General features: G+C 43.7%; 11 protein-coding genes. 7 read left to right on the forward strand and 4 right to left on the reverse strand.

Going from position 1 to position 15,982, the window contains the following annotated elements; all coding sequences use genetic code 11:
• The first annotated feature begins 108 nt into the window (after positions 1-108).
• Complete coding sequence (locus tag B2866_RS11465; protein WP_296194335.1) at positions 109-1,893, forward strand: acyl-CoA dehydrogenase C-terminal domain-containing protein; 1,785 nt, start codon at positions 109-111, stop codon at positions 1,891-1,893.
• A 565-nt stretch (positions 1,894-2,458) separates the two neighbouring features.
• The gene (locus tag B2866_RS11470) at positions 2,459-4,900 is read left to right on the forward strand and encodes a site-specific recombinase (protein WP_296194337.1); all 2,442 of its coding nucleotides are present in this window, start codon (positions 2,459-2,461) and stop codon (positions 4,898-4,900) included.
• A 119-nt stretch (positions 4,901-5,019) separates the two neighbouring features.
• Here B2866_RS11470 and B2866_RS11475 read toward each other — a convergent pair whose 3' ends face one another.
• Positions 5,020-5,877 carry a symmetrical bis(5'-nucleosyl)-tetraphosphatase gene (locus B2866_RS11475; RefSeq protein WP_296194339.1) on the reverse strand — a complete coding sequence of 286 codons (858 nt, stop codon included), beginning with the start codon at positions 5,875-5,877 and terminating at the stop codon, positions 5,020-5,022.
• 44 nt (positions 5,878-5,921) lie between these two features.
• Entirely contained in the window at positions 5,922-6,785 is an 864-nt protein-coding gene (rsmA, locus tag B2866_RS11480) for a 16S rRNA (adenine(1518)-N(6)/adenine(1519)-N(6))-dimethyltransferase RsmA (RefSeq protein WP_296194342.1), read from the reverse strand.
• Positions 6,786-7,203: 418 nt separating this feature from the next.
• Between rsmA and B2866_RS11485 the strand changes: the two genes are divergently transcribed.
• Positions 7,204-7,647 carry a hypothetical protein gene (locus B2866_RS11485; RefSeq protein ID WP_179799765.1) on the forward strand — a complete coding sequence of 148 codons (444 nt, stop codon included), beginning with the start codon at positions 7,204-7,206 and terminating at the stop codon, positions 7,645-7,647.
• Between the two features lie 178 nt (positions 7,648-7,825).
• On the opposite strand, the gene pdxA is transcribed toward B2866_RS11485, so the two are convergent.
• Positions 7,826-8,935 carry a 4-hydroxythreonine-4-phosphate dehydrogenase PdxA gene (gene pdxA, locus B2866_RS11490; protein WP_296194349.1) on the reverse strand — a complete coding sequence of 370 codons (1,110 nt, stop codon included), beginning with the start codon at positions 8,933-8,935 and terminating at the stop codon, positions 7,826-7,828.
• 359 nt (positions 8,936-9,294) lie between these two features.
• On the opposite strand from pdxA, the gene dnaB reads away from it, so the two are divergent.
• The 3 genes from dnaB to argF all read left to right on the forward strand — a co-directional run bounded on the left by dnaB (position 9,295) and on the right by argF (position 13,142).
• Positions 9,295-10,698 (forward strand): replicative DNA helicase, encoded by a 1,404-nt coding sequence (gene dnaB, locus B2866_RS11495; RefSeq protein ID WP_068405205.1) that lies wholly within the window; start codon positions 9,295-9,297, stop codon positions 10,696-10,698.
• A gap of 188 nt (positions 10,699-10,886) precedes the next feature.
• On the forward strand, positions 10,887-12,011 hold the full coding sequence (gene alr / locus B2866_RS11500; protein WP_296194353.1) for an alanine racemase: 1,125 nt from the start codon (positions 10,887-10,889) through the stop codon (positions 12,009-12,011).
• A gap of 207 nt (positions 12,012-12,218) precedes the next feature.
• The gene (argF, locus tag B2866_RS11505) at positions 12,219-13,142 is read left to right on the forward strand and encodes an ornithine carbamoyltransferase (RefSeq protein ID WP_296194355.1); all 924 of its coding nucleotides are present in this window, start codon (positions 12,219-12,221) and stop codon (positions 13,140-13,142) included.
• A gap of 147 nt (positions 13,143-13,289) precedes the next feature.
• Here the strand turns inward: argF and rpiA are convergent, their stop codons facing one another.
• Positions 13,290-13,949: a ribose-5-phosphate isomerase RpiA gene (rpiA, locus tag B2866_RS11510; protein ID WP_296194359.1), complete on the reverse strand. Its 660-nt coding sequence runs from the start codon at positions 13,947-13,949 to the stop codon at positions 13,290-13,292.
• Positions 13,950-14,327: 378 nt separating this feature from the next.
• Between rpiA and ilvA the strand changes: the two genes are divergently transcribed.
• On the forward strand, positions 14,328-15,881 hold the full coding sequence (gene ilvA, locus B2866_RS11515; protein WP_296194362.1) for a threonine ammonia-lyase, biosynthetic: 1,554 nt from the start codon (positions 14,328-14,330) through the stop codon (positions 15,879-15,881).
• Positions 15,882-15,982: the final 101 nt, after the last annotated feature.

The raw sequence follows: 15,982 nt of genomic DNA on the forward strand, positions 1-15,982 counted from the left end.
TTACGCTAATTTGCTAAACTTTAACTATCTATGTTTAAGCTACACTCACAAGAACAATTTGATGCTTTGCCCTACTCACTTTTATTCATTTAAACCAAAGGAATGTTTATGGCTGTTTATAATGCCCCTCTTAACGACATGCGCTTTATCCTAAACGACGTATTTAAGGCGCCTGAATTTTGGCAAAACAACGAAAACCTTGCTCATGTCGATATGGAAACTGTCGATATGATTTTGGAAGAAATGGCAAAATTATCAAAAAACGTCTTATTACCTATCAATCGTAGCGGTGATGAAGAAGGCGCAACCTTTGAAGGTAATGGCGTTGTCACCACCCCTACTGGCTTTAAAGACGCCTATAAGCAGTATGCCGAATCAGGTTGGGTTGGCTTAAGTGGTAACTCTGAGTACGGCGGTCAAGGTTTCCCAAAAATGGTCACTATGTTGACCGAAGAGATGGTATTTACCGCCAACCAGTCATTTGCTCTATATCCAAACCTAACCGTAGGCGCAACGCTTTGCTTAAATGCGGCGGCGTCTGAAGAGCAAAAGCAAACTTACTTAGAGAAAATGTACAACGGTGAATGGTCGGGTACTATGTGCTTGACTGAGCCGCATGCTGGTACTGACTTAGGTATTATCAAAACCAAAGCCGTGCCAAACGACGATGGTAGCTATAACATCTCTGGTACCAAAATCTTTATCACCGGCGGTGAGCATGACCTCACAGAAAATATCATTCATTTGGTGTTGGCAAAAACCCCGAATGCGCCAGAAGGCTCAAAGGGTATTTCGCTGTTTGTGGTACCAAAATTCTTGGTTAATGAAGATGGCAGCTTGGGCGAGCGCAACACCTTGGCAGTTGGCTCTATCGAGCATAAAATGGGTATCAAAGCCTCAGCGACTTGCGTGATGAACTTTGATAATGCCAAAGGCTGGATGGTTGGCGCAGAAAACACCGGTCTGTCTTCAATGTTCATCATGATGAACTATGAGCGTGTGACCATGGGTCTACAAGGTCTTGGTGGTTCTGAGCTTGCTTATCAAAATGCGGCGCTATATGCCAATGACCGTGGTCAAGGCCGTAGCGATACCCAAATTCAAAGCCCAGAGAAACCTGCTGACGCCATCATTTATCATGCCGATGTACGCCGTATGCTGTTAAATGCCAAAGCCAACACCGAAGCGTCACGTTGTTTTGCGATGTACGTCGCCAAAAACCTAGACCAAGAGAAATTTAGTAACGATCCTGAAGCCGCTCAAGCAGCCGCTGCACGCGTTGCCTTACTGACGCCAGTTGCTAAAGCTTTCTTGACCGACAAAGCGTTAGAAGCCACTATTGATTGTCAGCAAGTATTTGGTGGTCACGGCTATATCCGCGAATGGGGTATGGAGCAAATCGTCCGTGATACCCGTATTGCGCAGATTTATGAAGGCACCAATGGTATCCAAGCGCTTGATTTACTAGGCCGTAAAGTGGCAAAAAATAACGGCAAATATGTCATCCATTTCTTAGGTGAGATTCGTGACTTTGTCAATAATATGCAAGCGGATCATGGTATCAAGCAAGCAACGCTAAACGCTGCTGATACGATTGAAGAGTTAACCACCACGGTACTTAGCAATATTGGCGCACGTAAGAGTGAAATTAATGGCTGTGCCGTTGATTACATGCATGCGTTTGGCTACCTTGCCTACTCGTATATGTTTGCACTCATGGTCGAAGCTGCGAATGGTAAAGAAGGTGAGTTCTACACCAATAAAGCCAAGCTTGCCGATTATTTCGTCGGTCGTATCTTGCCACGTATCGACGCTCACGCGCAGATGGTAAAAGCTGGCAGTGATCCAATGATGAACTTTGATCTTAGTTACTTTGATGTACCTGCTAGCTAATTGTTTACTTTTATAATAAAGTAAGCCATACCGTACAACGATAAAAGGGACAGTCACGCTACTGTCCCTTTTTTTGCCAAAAATATTGTGGCAGCCATTAAAGAAATTAGACGAATTAAAGAAAGAAGAGAAATCAGCATAGTAAAGGTCAGAATAACTGCTAACAAAATAATTAAGCGCCGAGAGATGGTTACGATTAAAATAACGCAGAGCTAAGCTTATTAGGGCGTGTCCTCATTTTAAAAATGAGATAAATTGCCGTCAAACGAGGAAAATCGCGCAAATAATATCGAGATATTAGTCAGCTATTTGACGATGTTTGACAAAATTTAGCCATTTTTAGCCCATTTAGATACAAGCGCTTGAATTGAGGACACGCCCTAACTTTAATAAGGGTTTTTAGTTTTAAACAGTAAAGTGATGCATTGGCACGCTAAAAATTAACACTCAAAAACTCCCCTCACTTATTGCAATATTGATAAACACAGCATTTGCTAAAAAAAATATCTCCTTGCTCAGGCTCAATAATAACAATGATTGAAATAACTACCATAAGGGATGCAATGTGTCAGAAATAAAACACATTTTACAACAGATTACTGCCTTAAGTGATGTGCCAGATCCTGCGGTACTCAAGCGCTTAATCGATGAGCTACGTGTCAGCGACAAAGAGCCGGCGTTAGCCAATAAAAAGATGCAAGATTTGATTGATATTTTACGTCAGCATCCAGAATACGCCGATGGACTGTCAAGCTTCGTTTTAAAACTCATTATTGAATACCGCCAAATTGCGTTATATACCGATACGGGCATCATGTCGGATCAAGGCTTTTTTAATAGTCTGCGCCGCCTTATCGGTCATCGTTTTTTGCCCCTGCTGCCACAAGAAGATTCCGTTATAGAATTGGTCGGTTATTTATTTGACAGACGCTCGGATGAGCGCTGGCTTAGCAATATTGACAAAGACAAATGGGATGAGATGGTCGGCCTACTCAAGGTCAATGAGCAGCATTTAAACTTGGTCGCAACGGCAAAAAACAGTATCTTGAACGCGATTATCATTTTATCGTATCGGATTAGCGGCATCGGCTTGCATCCAGATTTGATGGAATTTTATCCGCAAATGCTCAATTACTCGGCGTCATTTGTGGCACAAAATCAAGAAGCTGTCCTCTACGTCAATCAATACCGAGAAGCGCATGAGCTTGATACTCTAACCGATATTATCCCTGACAAAGCGGTCGATCCTGCGCCATTACTAGTGATGATTGAGCAATGTGAAGATATCGTTGCCACTATCCGTAAACGTATCTATAAAACTGGTATCTCAATCCGCCTAACCAACATGATGCTGCGCTTGGATCAAAGCCTACAACGGATGCGTATTTTAACTGAGCTGGTAGCAGACAACTACGATAAGCGTGATCAGGCTATTATTGAGCTTATTCAAGCGCTGATTACGAGTGCCAGTCGCCGCTATAGTATTGGTTATTTGATTGATAATAATACCAAGCTGCTATCGCGCAAAGTCACCGAAAACGCCAGCCGCGTCGGAGAGCATTATATTAGTACCGACAAAGCTGGCTATCAAAAGATGTTTAAAAAAGCTTCCATCGGTGGCTTCATCATTGCTTTTATGGCAACTACGAAGATACTGGCGTACCATCTGGCGCTGGCGCCGATGGGACGCGCCTTTATCAATAGTATGATTTATGGTTTAGGCTTTGTATTTATTCATATCGTCCACGGTACGGTCGCTACCAAACAGCCGGCTATGACAGCAGCGGCAATCGCTTCTACCATCTCTGACGGTTCTGGTAAGAAATCGCACCAATTAAACAAGTTATCAGAGCTGGTGGTAGATATTTTACGTACCCAGTTTGTTGCGATTATGGGTAACGTCATGTTAGCCATACCTGTTGCCCTGATTATCTCGTTTGCGTGGTTACAGTATACTGGTACTCCGATGATCAATACTGACAAGGCCGCACACTTATTGCATGACCTTGACCCTTTTCACTCACTAGCACTTCCTCATGCGGCTATCGCTGGCGTGTATTTATTTTTAGCCGGTCTTATCGCGGGTTACTATGATAATTTGGCGGTTTACAACCAAATCGGCGCCCGTATTCAGCGTCATAAGCTTTTGCAATACTTATTACCCAAAGCTTGGCTTCAGCGTTTAGGCGGCTTTATCGAAGCCAATCTCGGCGCCATTATGGGCAACTTTTTATTCGGAGTGTTCTTAGGCAGCACGGCTACCATAGGCTTTATATTTGGCTTACCGATTGACATACGTCATATCGCTTTTGCCTCGGCGAATCTGGCGCATGGGTTATTTCACATACCTGCCAATCAATGGGATTGGACGGTTTTTTTCATCTCTATTTTGGGCGTTGCCCTTATCGGTATGGTCAACCTCATGGTCAGTTTCTCGCTGGCATTGTTTGTCGCCCTGCGCTCTAAAGAAGTCAAGTTTATGGAATGGAGCCGTTTGACCAAGCAGCTTTTTAGTCATATGCTGACCCACCCGTCCGACTTTTTTTGGCCACGTGACAAACCTATGAAATACGCTCGTATCGATAGCCAAGGTCATATGATTTTTGATGATACCAATGCTCATAAAGGCGGACAGACCATACCGCATAACTATGTGGTACGCCGTTTATCTGACGTCAAAATTCTGCCCAAATCTAAGCAAAAAAGCATGCAAAATGAGCAGGCCATTACTGATATAGATTATGATAATAACATATCGGATAGTCATGCTGACGCGGCGCTGAAAAGTCGAGAAACGCACAGTACTACTAAGCCAGTAAGCGCCAAAAAAACGATCGACCTCGATGATGGACTAATAGATGAGGAGCTAAATAGCGTCCCTTATAGTAATGACATCCAGTACGATAAAGCGCATAAGGACGAAGATGGCAATCCTGATAGTAAAGCCGTTGGCGATGCCAAAACGCCTTTGCCTAAACCGAAAAAACCACCAAACCTACCCAGTTAAACGGGCGGTTTTGGTGGCTTAAATACCAGCTTAGCAAACGGTTTTTTTAATTTACGAATTAAGTGATAAATTAGTTTTTTACAAACTTCATCTCAGACAATAGCAATAAAGCAGCATGACTATTTTTCTGTTGGCTCTTCTGTTGGTGGTAGGCAGTGAGCACTTGAAGTGATGGCTTTGCCGTCGCCCAAGCGATAAGCAAATAAATAATTACCCCAAACACAGCCACCATCAAGTGCACGCGCATGCGGCAAATCAACCTCAGCTTTAAGCGCCGCCCAATGACCAAATAAAATCTTGCGTGCACGTGGTACTTGCCATTCAAACCAAGGCAAAAAATCTTTTGGCATTGGCTCATCTAATCCTGCTGAAAAATCAAATTCGAGCGTGCCATCTTGTTTGCATAAGCGCATACGGGTGAAATAATTAGCAATCGCTCGCATTTTGGTATAGCCATGAATGTCTGCATGCCACTCATCGGCAGTTTTGCTATATAGATTCGGCAATAAGCGATCAAGCTGTTCTAAGCTGCCTTTTAGTTGGGCCTCTAACTGCTGTGCATATTTCGCCGCAGCCTTAATCGTCCAATGCGGTGGGATACCCGCATGTACCAATACCGTCTGCTCATCAGGATAAGCCAGTAGTGGCTGATGGCGTAGCCATTCTAACAATTCATCGCAATCATTAGCAGCAAAGATAGGTGCGGTTTTGTCTTTTTTCTTGAGCGCTGTTGCCCCGCGCCAAACCGCAATTAAATTGATATCGTGATTACCCAATACCGTTGCCGCAGCTCCTTGTTCACATAGTGCTTTGACATGACGTAAGGTACTTAACGAATCTTCACCACGTGCCACCAAGTCGCCGGCAAACCATAACTTATCTTGCGCTGGGTCAAAATCTAAAGTTTCAAGTAATTGCAGGTAGGCCGCATAGCAACCCTGCAAATCACCGATGACATATTGATGGCGAAAACTCATAAACCCTCTATCATTTTTGTTTGATAAATTAAGCGTCTAATAAATTAAGATGATAAGTGACGCGCTTGATTGCTTAAATTGACAAAATCTTTCACACTTAACACTTCCGGACGCGCTTGTGGATCGATGTCGCAAGCGGCGAAATCGGCTTCGCTCAGCGTCGGCAATAACGTAGAATTTTTAAAAATAGCGCGTAGTGTCTTACGGCGATGGTTAAAAGTCTCGCGTACCACAAGTGTGAAATACTCTTCATCTTCTGCTACGATTGGTTTATTGATATGCGGCGTCAAGCGAAAAACCGCACTGGTGACTTTTGGCGGTGGATTAAAAGCGCCGCGCGGTACGGTCAATAAATAATCGGTATCGCAATGATATTGCATGATGACTGATAGACGACCATAGGTTTTGCTGCCAACGTCAGCGGTGATACGCTCGACCACTTCTTTTTGCAACATAAAGTGCATGTCTTGAATGACATCGGCATAACTGAGCAAATGAAACAGTATCGGCGTAGAAATATTGTACGGTAGATTGCCCACCACGCGCAGCTTACCGCGCTCAGGACTATACAGTTCACGATAATCAACATGCATGGCATTGTCTTTAATAATCGTAAAGTTTGGATGGCTATTAGCCCCAATACGAATGCGCAAACTATCTGCCAAGTCACGATCAAGCTCTACCACGGTCATCGCATCGACTTCTGCCAATAGCGGCTCAGTCAGTGCGCCCATGCCCGGCCCAATCTCGACTAAATTATCGTCACGCTCTAAACGAATGCTCTCAACAATCTCACGTATAACACTACGGTCATGTAAGAAGTTTTGACCAAAGCGTTTACGCGGTTGGTGTTTGGCAGCGCGTAGGCTGTTAGAAATAGATTGAGCATCAAACGTAGTTTTGGACATAAAAAGGTCTTAATCGATAAAAGATAAATGGGCTATAGCGCTATGGCAGCAATGTGCTGGATTTATATGCGCTTTTATTTGCTGGCTTTGTAATACGAAATTATAGCACAGCTCATAATTACACTGTATTTTTGAGACGTTTTATTAATAAGCCATCTATACCTTAACGCAAGCGACACAGAATCTTATTTTTGTTCTAAAATCCTTTATTATAACGACGATTATGAGAATGAGAATGGTACCCTAGTGAGGACTTGAATATCAAGATGTAGGCTAATGGTATCAAGGTTTTAACTTGCTGGGATAGCCACAGTGTACTTCATGATGTACTTGCCATACATATTCTATCTATGATCGTTGCACTATACAGGCATCAAGCTGTTGACCTTACAATCAAAGACAAATGGGTGAAAAAATAATGTCTATCATAGAAAAAAAACTGACCCAAGCAGAGATTTTTTGCCAAAATTATGAGCCAGAACTTGCTATAAGTATTTTAAATGAAGTAATTGCTGATAGTAATTCAACAGATAGTGAAATAGCGGAAGCTTTAACTTTAAAAGGAATAGCGGTAGATCTTGCCCCATATCTTGCAGAAGATCAACAAAACTACTCTGCATTAATTTATTTCCAAAAGGCTTTAGAATACGACCCTCACAATATCTATATCTTATTTAACATACTGAGTTCATTTTCTTGTATAGATATGATGCAAGAATATACTCAAAAGAATAAAGGCGCTTTTATAAACGCTTATGACGTCTTGAAAAATGACTTATATGATACTTTAAACGAAAAATTGAAAAATGATTTGCGTAAATTTTCTTCTAAATATAATAAATTTCGAGAGGAAGAATTTTAGAGTATACCCTAACGGAACCAGCTATTTAACCCTCTAAACCTATTAACAGACCACTTAAAACAGACTGGTATAATGGAACCACTTTTATTAGACCGTGTCTAATGACTCATAAATAGCCATCATTCACACTAAAGTTGCCCAATCAATACTGCGTGACAAACGTCGCTAAGGCACAGACTTATGCAAGAGAGCTATCAATAAGTGATTTATCCGCCATCTCATTGGCCATCAGCAATGCTTGGTACAAGCTGGTCGCACTTGCGCCACCACGCCCTGCCAAATCAAGCGCCGTACCGTGATCAACCGAGGTACGAATATAGGGCAGCCCCAAGGTAAGATTGACCGTATCGCCAAAGCCGTGCGACTTAAGCACTGGTAAACCTTGGTCATGATACATAGCAATCACAGCGTCACAATTCGCTAAATGTCTTGGAGTAAATAAGGTATCCGCTGGCATCGCCTCTGATATATCGACGTCCGCATCGATAAATTCACGCAATACGGGATTGATAATCTCAATTTCCTCAACGCCCAAATGCCCGCCCTCGCCTGCATGTGGGTTAAGACCACAGACCAAAATACGTGGCTGCGTTAAACCAAACTTCTCTCGCATATCATCAATGACAATTTGCACCGTTTGGCGTACATTATCAGCAGTGATAGCAGCAGGTATGTCTTTTAATGCTAAATGAGTAGTGACAAGCGCCACTTTCATGGCTTGATTGGCGAGCATCATCACAACTTTCTCACAGCCACTTTGCTGCATAAAAAACTCGGTATGACCGCTAAACATGGTGCCATCGAGCAGTTTAATATCCGCATCTATCAGTGCAGATTTTTGCAATGGCCCTGTGACGATAGCAGCGACTTTTTTGTTGGTCGCTAACTGATGGGCGATGTCCAATTGCTTGGCAACCATTGCCGAATTGCGAGTATTAATTTTTCCGCAGACAACGGGTTCAGCACAAGGGGTATTCAGCAGGATAAAAGCATGATTGTCATTATTATTGTCATTATTATTGTCATCAATAGTTTGCTGTGACATCTGCTCTAAAAAGTCATCGGCCTCTATTTCCAAATCGACAGTTTGCCAAAGCGGACAGCTCTCGAGCACGCCTGCTGTTACCAGCATATTAGCGCGCTTTTGCATTGCGGCGCTATCAGCAGTAACCCAGATTGGACGCTTAAAATCCTGCAATTTACCCTCAGCTGCTAATAGCAGCACGACATCCATACCAATGCCAGCAGGCTCACCGGTTGTGATTAATAATGGTCGTCTTTTTTGCATAGTAAAATATCCTAGTTTGATATTAAGAATGTGTTTTTATTGGATTTATTATTATGAAAACGAGCGTTTAAGAGGGTTCAAGACGACGCAAATCTTATATCATAGCAGATGGCATTTTTATAGATAATTACTGATAGCAGCCGAAAAAACGCTAGAATGTGTTAAACTTTCGCCTTTCATTGTAGCATTTACCAGCAAGCGCTGAGACCACGTTTTGGTACTTCTCTCGTAGAGGTATGTCGCGCTTGCTTGACGGTATCACTCCTAAAATAAATACTGATAGCACATAGCTATTTATACTTTTATATAATTAATTTTATACCGACTTTTGAAACTGACTTTTAAGACATTAGGCACCCATGGCAGACAACGAAAAAACCGACGACTTACTCAATCAGACACCGCCGCACAATATCGATATTGAAAAGGCCTTGCTGGCGTCTTTGATGAGTATCGAAGAGGCATACGATAAGATTGCAGATATCGTTACCAAAGACGACTTTTATGCAGGGCGTCACCAGTACATTTTTGATGCGATTGCGCATTTGGCAGCGGTCAACGAGCCTTACGATACGGTCATGGTGCATGATTGGTTGGAAGCACAGAAACTGCTTAAAGGTGCCGGCGGCGACAGCTACTTGGCCGATATTTTAAGCCAAAGTCCTGCCACTTTGTTTAATCTCACTGCTTATGCACAGCGCGTGCGCGAGCTATCGACCTTACGCCAACTGATTACCACTGGCAATGACATGTTGACCCTTGCCTATAATCCTAAAGACCAAACGGTAAGCGACATCTTAGACAATGTTGAGGCAAAAATATTTAGTATTAATGAGCAGCATAATAAACGCGCAGAACAACGCGGCCCCGTTGGTATCACTTCAGTATTGACCAATGTCATTGATAAAATTCAAGAGCTAAAGTCTAATCCTGACGGCATGATTGGTTTGCAAACGCCATTCGTCGAGCTAAACAACAAAACCCAAGGCTTACAAGCCGGCGATTTAATCATTGTAGCGGCGCGTCCGTCTATGGGTAAAACCACCTTTGCTATGAACTTGGCGGAAGGCGTTTTGTTTAATGAAGATTTGCCCGTTGTGGTATTTTCGATGGAAATGCCAGCGGAGTCCATAGTCATGCGTTTGCTGTCATCGTGGGGCGCGATTAATCAGACGCATCTGCGTTCTGGGCAAATGAATGAAGATGAATGGGCAAAAATGATGAACGCCATACAGCATTTGCAATCTAAGCATTTATATATCGATGACAGTACCGCCTTGCCGCCCTCAGAGCTGCGTTCGCGCTGTCGCCGTATCGCCAAAAATCATGATGGTAAACTTGGCGCTATCGTCGTCGATTACCTACAGCTAATGAAAGTACCGAGTCTTGATGGCAACCGCGTGGGAGAGATCTCGGAGATTTCTCGTAGTTTAAAAGCCTTGGCTCGTGAGCTTGAATGTCCGGTTATTGCGCTGTCGCAGCTTAACCGCAGTCTAGAAAACCGTCCTAATAAGCGTCCTATTATGTCGGATTTGCGTGAATCGGGGGCGATTGAGCAGGATGCCGATTTGATTATGTTTATTTATCGCGATGAGGTTTATAATGAAAACTCAGACCACAAAGGCGTGGCTGAAATCATCATCGGTAAACAGCGTAACGGCCCTATCGGCACCGTCCGCTTAGGCTTTGAAGGGCAATTTACCCGCTTTATTAACCTGACACCAGAATACTATCAAAACGTCAGCTTTGAGAATGACGAGTAAACGGCTGACTAAACGATATATATAACAAGCTTTAACTTTAAAGCGACTATGAATAAAACTAGCCAGTGCGTCATCAGCCAAATTGATGATGTACTGGCTTTATTGCTTCAACACATTACTAAACACACTATTTGGTTGATAAAACCGTTTTACTAATAAAAATAACTTTGTCAATAAAGAAGGCAATTATGCGCACTATCACAATCAAACCAGCCGCCATTACTCATAATGTGGCGCAAGTTAAAAAACTGGCACCGACGGCTAAAGTTCTTGCTATGGTCAAGGCCAATGCTTATGGTCATGGCGTCGCTGCTGTCTTACCAGCATTGCAACAAGGTGAAAATCAAGCAGATGGTATCGGCGTTGCAACTTTAATGGAAGCTTTAGAAGCCCGTCAATTAGGTTGGGATAAAACCATTGGTCTCATCGAAGGCGCATTTACCGCCGAGGAATGGCAGCTAGCGATAGAGCACGATATTAGCTGCGTGATTCATCATGAGCCACAACTAAACTGGGCATTAGAAAATACGCCGCCTATTAGCAGCGCCACTCGAGTGGTTTGGCTAAAATACAATACTGGCATGAACCGCTTAGGCTTTAATGACCAAACGCTGATTCCAGCAGCCAAACGTTTGCATAAAGCCGGTTATCAGCTGATTCTGACCACTCACTTTGCCAATGCCGATGACCGCGCTCATCCTCTAAACGCCATTCAAATCCAATGCTTTAACGACATGCTGCAGACTTTACGAGAAACGGTAAGCAGCGATGTAGAAGGCTCATTGTGCAACTCAGCAGGTATCGTCAATTTCCCCGAGCATCATCACGATTGGGTACGTCCTGGCATCATGCTCTACGGCAGCACGCCGGTTATTGACAAAAGTGCGCGTGATTTGGACTTACAGCCAGCGATGGAATTTAGCGCGCAGATTATTGCGCTACAAACGGTGAACGCAGGTGACGGCATTGGTTATGGCAGCCGCTGGACTGCTGCGCAAGATACCAAAACAGCTTTGGTTAGCATCGGTTATGGCGACGGCTATCCACGCGTGGTGAGTGCTGATGCCTATGTTTGCGTCATTGATGAGACCAACAACCAAAGCTACCCATGCGCGGTCATCGGACGCGTAGCTATGGATATGATAGTCATTGACGTCAGTGCTGTTCCAAAAAGCGTGGCGTTAAATAGTAAAGTGTTGCTGTGGGGTGATGCGCCGCATGTCGATGAAGTCGCCGCCCATGCTGAGACTATTAGCTATGAGCTGCTATGCCGCCTAAGCGCACGACCAACTAGAAAAATAACAGAATCATAATCGTTAGATAGGAACATCATGACAGTTTGCCAGATAAAAGAGACACCGCCAAATCACGGCAAATTGGACATTTACATTAAGCCCAATTGCGCTATACTAAAAGTTTGTTGTCACCACAGTATACGCACTGACGCGATATGATTACTGACTGACAACGTAACATTTTTATCGATTTTTCATCGATTGTGATCGACTGCTAGGATTACTATGAGTTTGCGCCATTTTTTGACCCTATCTGATTTAACCAAACAAGAACTAGAAAACCTCATCAAACGCGCTTGTGAATTGCGCAAAATGCAACATGCCGGCGAGATCTATCAGCCCTTTGTTGGGCGCACGCTTGGCATGATATTTGAGAAATCATCCACCCGTACGCGTATCTCATTTGAGACGGGCATGGGACAGTTTGGCGGCAGCGCTATCTTTTTGTCGCCAAACGACACGCAGCTTGGACGCGGTGAGCCGCTAGAAGATTCGGCGCGTGTTATATCAAGCATGGTCGATATCATTATGATTCGTACCTTTGGGCACGAAAAAGTTGAAACCTTTGCTGAATACTCAAGTGTGCCGATTATTAATGCCCTCACCGATGAGTTCCATCCGTGCCAGCTGCTTGCTGATATGCAAACGTATTATGAGCATCGCGGCAGTATTGAAAACAAAATCGTCACTTGGGTTGGCGATGGCAACAATATGTGCGCCTCTTACATGCAAGCGGCCAATCAGTTTGGCTTTGAGCTGCGTGTTGCTGCCCCTTATGGATTTGAGCCTGATCCTGAGCTGATGGAGCGCTTCTCACATTGCGTGAGCTTGGTCGAAGATGTCCAAGATGCGGCAAAAGATTCAAACTTAATCGTCACCGATGTTTGGGCAAGCATGGGGCAAGAGTCTGAACAAAACACTCGCGCACGCCGTTTTGCGCCCTATCAAGTCACGCCATCACTGCTTGATAAAGCTGACCCCGAAGTGGTATTTATGCATTGCTTACCTGCGCATCGCGGCGAAGAAATCTCTCACGATATGCTCGATGATCCACGCTCAGTGGTTTGGGACGAAGCGGAAAACCGCTTACATGCGCAAAAAGCCTTAATGGAGTTTTTATTAAAAGACAAAATTAAGCTATCTGCCTAAAAATAGTTTGTTAAAAACATACCGTGATATTTTTCTAAATCAGAAAACATCACATGAACAGATACAAAAAAGGCGGCACATATTCAATATGTGCTGCCTTTTTATTGTTTATTACTTTGTTTAGCCTTAAACTCTGTCAATAATGCATTAACGCGTCAAAGTGGTTACCCCATCACTGCCCGCTCTAAGCAATACATCAGCTTGATTGGCAGCAAAGATGCCATTACAGACCACACCAACGATATTGTTTAATTGCTGCTCAAGCGCTAGTGGCTGACTGACATCTAAGTCATAAGTATCTAAAATCACATTGCCATAATCGGTGACAAAATCTTCACGATATACTGGCTCTCCGCCCAAACGGGCTAATTGCCTCGCTACATACGAGCGCGCTTGTGGCAGTACTTCTATCGGTACGGGAAATTCGCGCCCTAACCATTCAACGCTTTTGCTTTCATCAACCATACAGACAAATTTATTGGATGCGGCAGCGACGATTTTTTCACGTGTGAGCGCACCGCCACCACCTTTAATCAATTGCAAATGCTCATTCACCTCATCAGCGCCATCAATATAAACATCAAGCTGACCGGCAAAGTTTAAATCGACGATGTCGATACCCAAGGCGCGTAGTTTATCTTCGGTGACCTGTGAGCTTGCGACCGCCCCAGCAAGCCTTAACGTCGGCAATAACTCAATCAAACAATTTACCGTACTGCCCGTCCCTACGCCAAGTATCATGTCATCTTCGATATAGCGGAGGGCAGCTTTGGCTGCGGCTTGCTTTTGTGCTTGCTGATCACTCATCATAAATCCTTGGAAAAATAAACGTCTCACTCTAAAAGAGCTAAAATGATAAAAGAGGTAAAATGATAAAAGAATTAAAAGGCGCGCTTATTATAACCGATGGCTTTAAACGATGTTAGCGTAAAACCTATTCTAAATACTCATTGGCCCATCACATTGCGCATACTTACTTTAATGTATTCACAAATTGGCATTTAATATTCAAGAAACTCCCCACAAAATTTGCAATTGTGTCTTGCAAGATAGTGAAAATCAGCATAGGCTAATCTATTTCATTTTTGTGCTTATCTTTACTGGTTTATCGCTGTTTATTATCAAACAACAATTTATAACCATTTGCACTTCTTTTATTCATCTTCTCTTTGTTTAGGAATCATTATGCTGTCACATTGGGTACGAGCCATCTTGCAAGCCACCGTCTATGACGTCGCCATTCAAACACCACTTGAAGCTGCACCGAAGCTGACCCAACGTTTTGCTAATGATATCCGATTTAAGCGCGAAGATTTGCAACCGGTTAAATCCTTTAAATTGCGCGGTGCGTATAACCGTATTAGCCAATTGAGCGATGCGCAAAAAGCGCGCGGCGTCATTTGTGCTTCGGCAGGTAATCATGCGCAAGGCGTTGCCTACTCTGCTCGTAAACTTGACCTGAATAACATCATTGTGATGCCAACCACCACACCGGATATCAAAGTCGATGCGGTACGCGCGCTTGGCGGTAATGTCGATTTGCATGGCGACAGCTTTGATGAAGCCAACCGTTATGCGATTAATCGTGCTGAGACCGAGGGTTTAACTTTTATCCCGCCTTATGATGATGAATTGGTGATTGCAGGACAAGGCACTATTGGTCTGGAATTGACCCAGCAATGGCGCAACATGGATTATGTCTTCGTTGCCGTGGGCGGTGGTGGTCTGGTGTCTGGCGTGGCAGCATTTTTAGGTGAAGTGGCGCCGCATGTCAAAGTCATCGCCGTCGAAGCAGAACAATCAGCATCTCTTAAGGCGGCGCTTGAAGCGAATGAACGGGTTAAACTCAAACAAGTCGGACTGTTTGTCGATGGTGTCGCCGTTGCTCAAATTGGCGAGCTGCCTTTTGATATCGTGCGTATGCAAAAGGGCGATGCGTCAGGTCCTTTAGTCGAGACTGACGTGGTCACTTGTACCAATGATGAAGTCTGCGCGGCGGTGAAAGATATCTTTGAAGAAAACCGTAGTATCGTTGAACCTGCTGGTGCTTTGTCCGTTGCAGGCATGAAAAAATATATCGAAGCCAACAATTTGCAAGGCAAAAACTGCGTTGGTATCATCTGCGGTGCCAACATGAACTTCGACCGCCTACGTTATATCGCCGAGCGTACGGAGATTGGTGAGAAAAAAGAAGCCATCTTTGGCGTAACGATTCCTGAGCAAACCGGCGCGTTTTTAAACTTCTGCCGTAGCCTACATGGCCGTAATATCACCGAGTTTAACTATCGTGCCGATAGCAAAAAATCACCCGACTCTATGGAACCTGCGTCTATTTTTGTCGGTATCGCCTTAAAAGAAGGCGAGAAAGAGCGTCAAACGATTAGCACCCAATTGGCAGCCGATGGTTATGAAGCGCATGATTTAACCGATGATGACATCGCCAAATCTCATATTCGTCATTTGATTGGCGGTCATGCCCATGTCGAAAATGAGCAATTATTAAGCGTAGTATTCCCAGAACGTCCGGGCGCTTTATTGACCTTTTTAGAAAAATTGGGCGATGATTTTAATATCACCTTATTCCATTATCGCAACCACGGTGCCGCTGAAGGTCGTGTATTGGTTGGCTTACAAGCTTCTGAGGGCAACTCTCGCCAGCTACAAGATGCGCTTCTTGATATTGGTTATGACTGCACCATGCTCAATGACAATATCGGCTATCAGTTGTTCTTGAAATAAATGCTGAAATATTTTTATCAACGATGATGACAACGGAATATAAGCGCCTTATCTCGCCAAGATTAGGCGCTTACTTATATAACCCCACTCTCAACTTGAAA

This window comes from Psychrobacter sp. UBA3483 (assembly GCF_002377905.1).
Taxonomy (GTDB): Bacteria; Pseudomonadota; Gammaproteobacteria; order Pseudomonadales; family Moraxellaceae; genus Psychrobacter.

Bases quoted from the DNA above. Each gene is read 5' to 3' on its own strand.
- B2866_RS11465 (WP_296194335.1), top strand. From the start codon at position 109: ATGGCTGTTTATAATGCCCCTCTTAACGACATGCGCTTTATCCTAAAC.
- B2866_RS11475 (WP_296194339.1), bottom strand. From the start codon at position 5,877: ATGAGTTTTCGCCATCAATATGTCATCGGTGATTTGCAGGGTTGCTAT.
- rsmA (WP_296194342.1), bottom strand. From the start codon at position 6,785: ATGTCCAAAACTACGTTTGATGCTCAATCTATTTCTAACAGCCTACGC.
- B2866_RS11485 (WP_179799765.1), top strand. From the start codon at position 7,204: ATGTCTATCATAGAAAAAAAACTGACCCAAGCAGAGATTTTTTGCCAA.
- pdxA (WP_296194349.1), bottom strand. From the start codon at position 8,935: ATGCAAAAAAGACGACCATTATTAATCACAACCGGTGAGCCTGCTGGC.
- dnaB (WP_068405205.1), top strand. From the start codon at position 9,295: ATGGCAGACAACGAAAAAACCGACGACTTACTCAATCAGACACCGCCG.
- alr (WP_296194353.1), top strand. From the start codon at position 10,887: ATGCGCACTATCACAATCAAACCAGCCGCCATTACTCATAATGTGGCG.
- argF (WP_296194355.1), top strand. From the start codon at position 12,219: ATGAGTTTGCGCCATTTTTTGACCCTATCTGATTTAACCAAACAAGAA.
- rpiA (WP_296194359.1), bottom strand. From the start codon at position 13,949: ATGAGTGATCAGCAAGCACAAAAGCAAGCCGCAGCCAAAGCTGCCCTC.
- ilvA (WP_296194362.1), top strand. From the start codon at position 14,328: ATGCTGTCACATTGGGTACGAGCCATCTTGCAAGCCACCGTCTATGAC.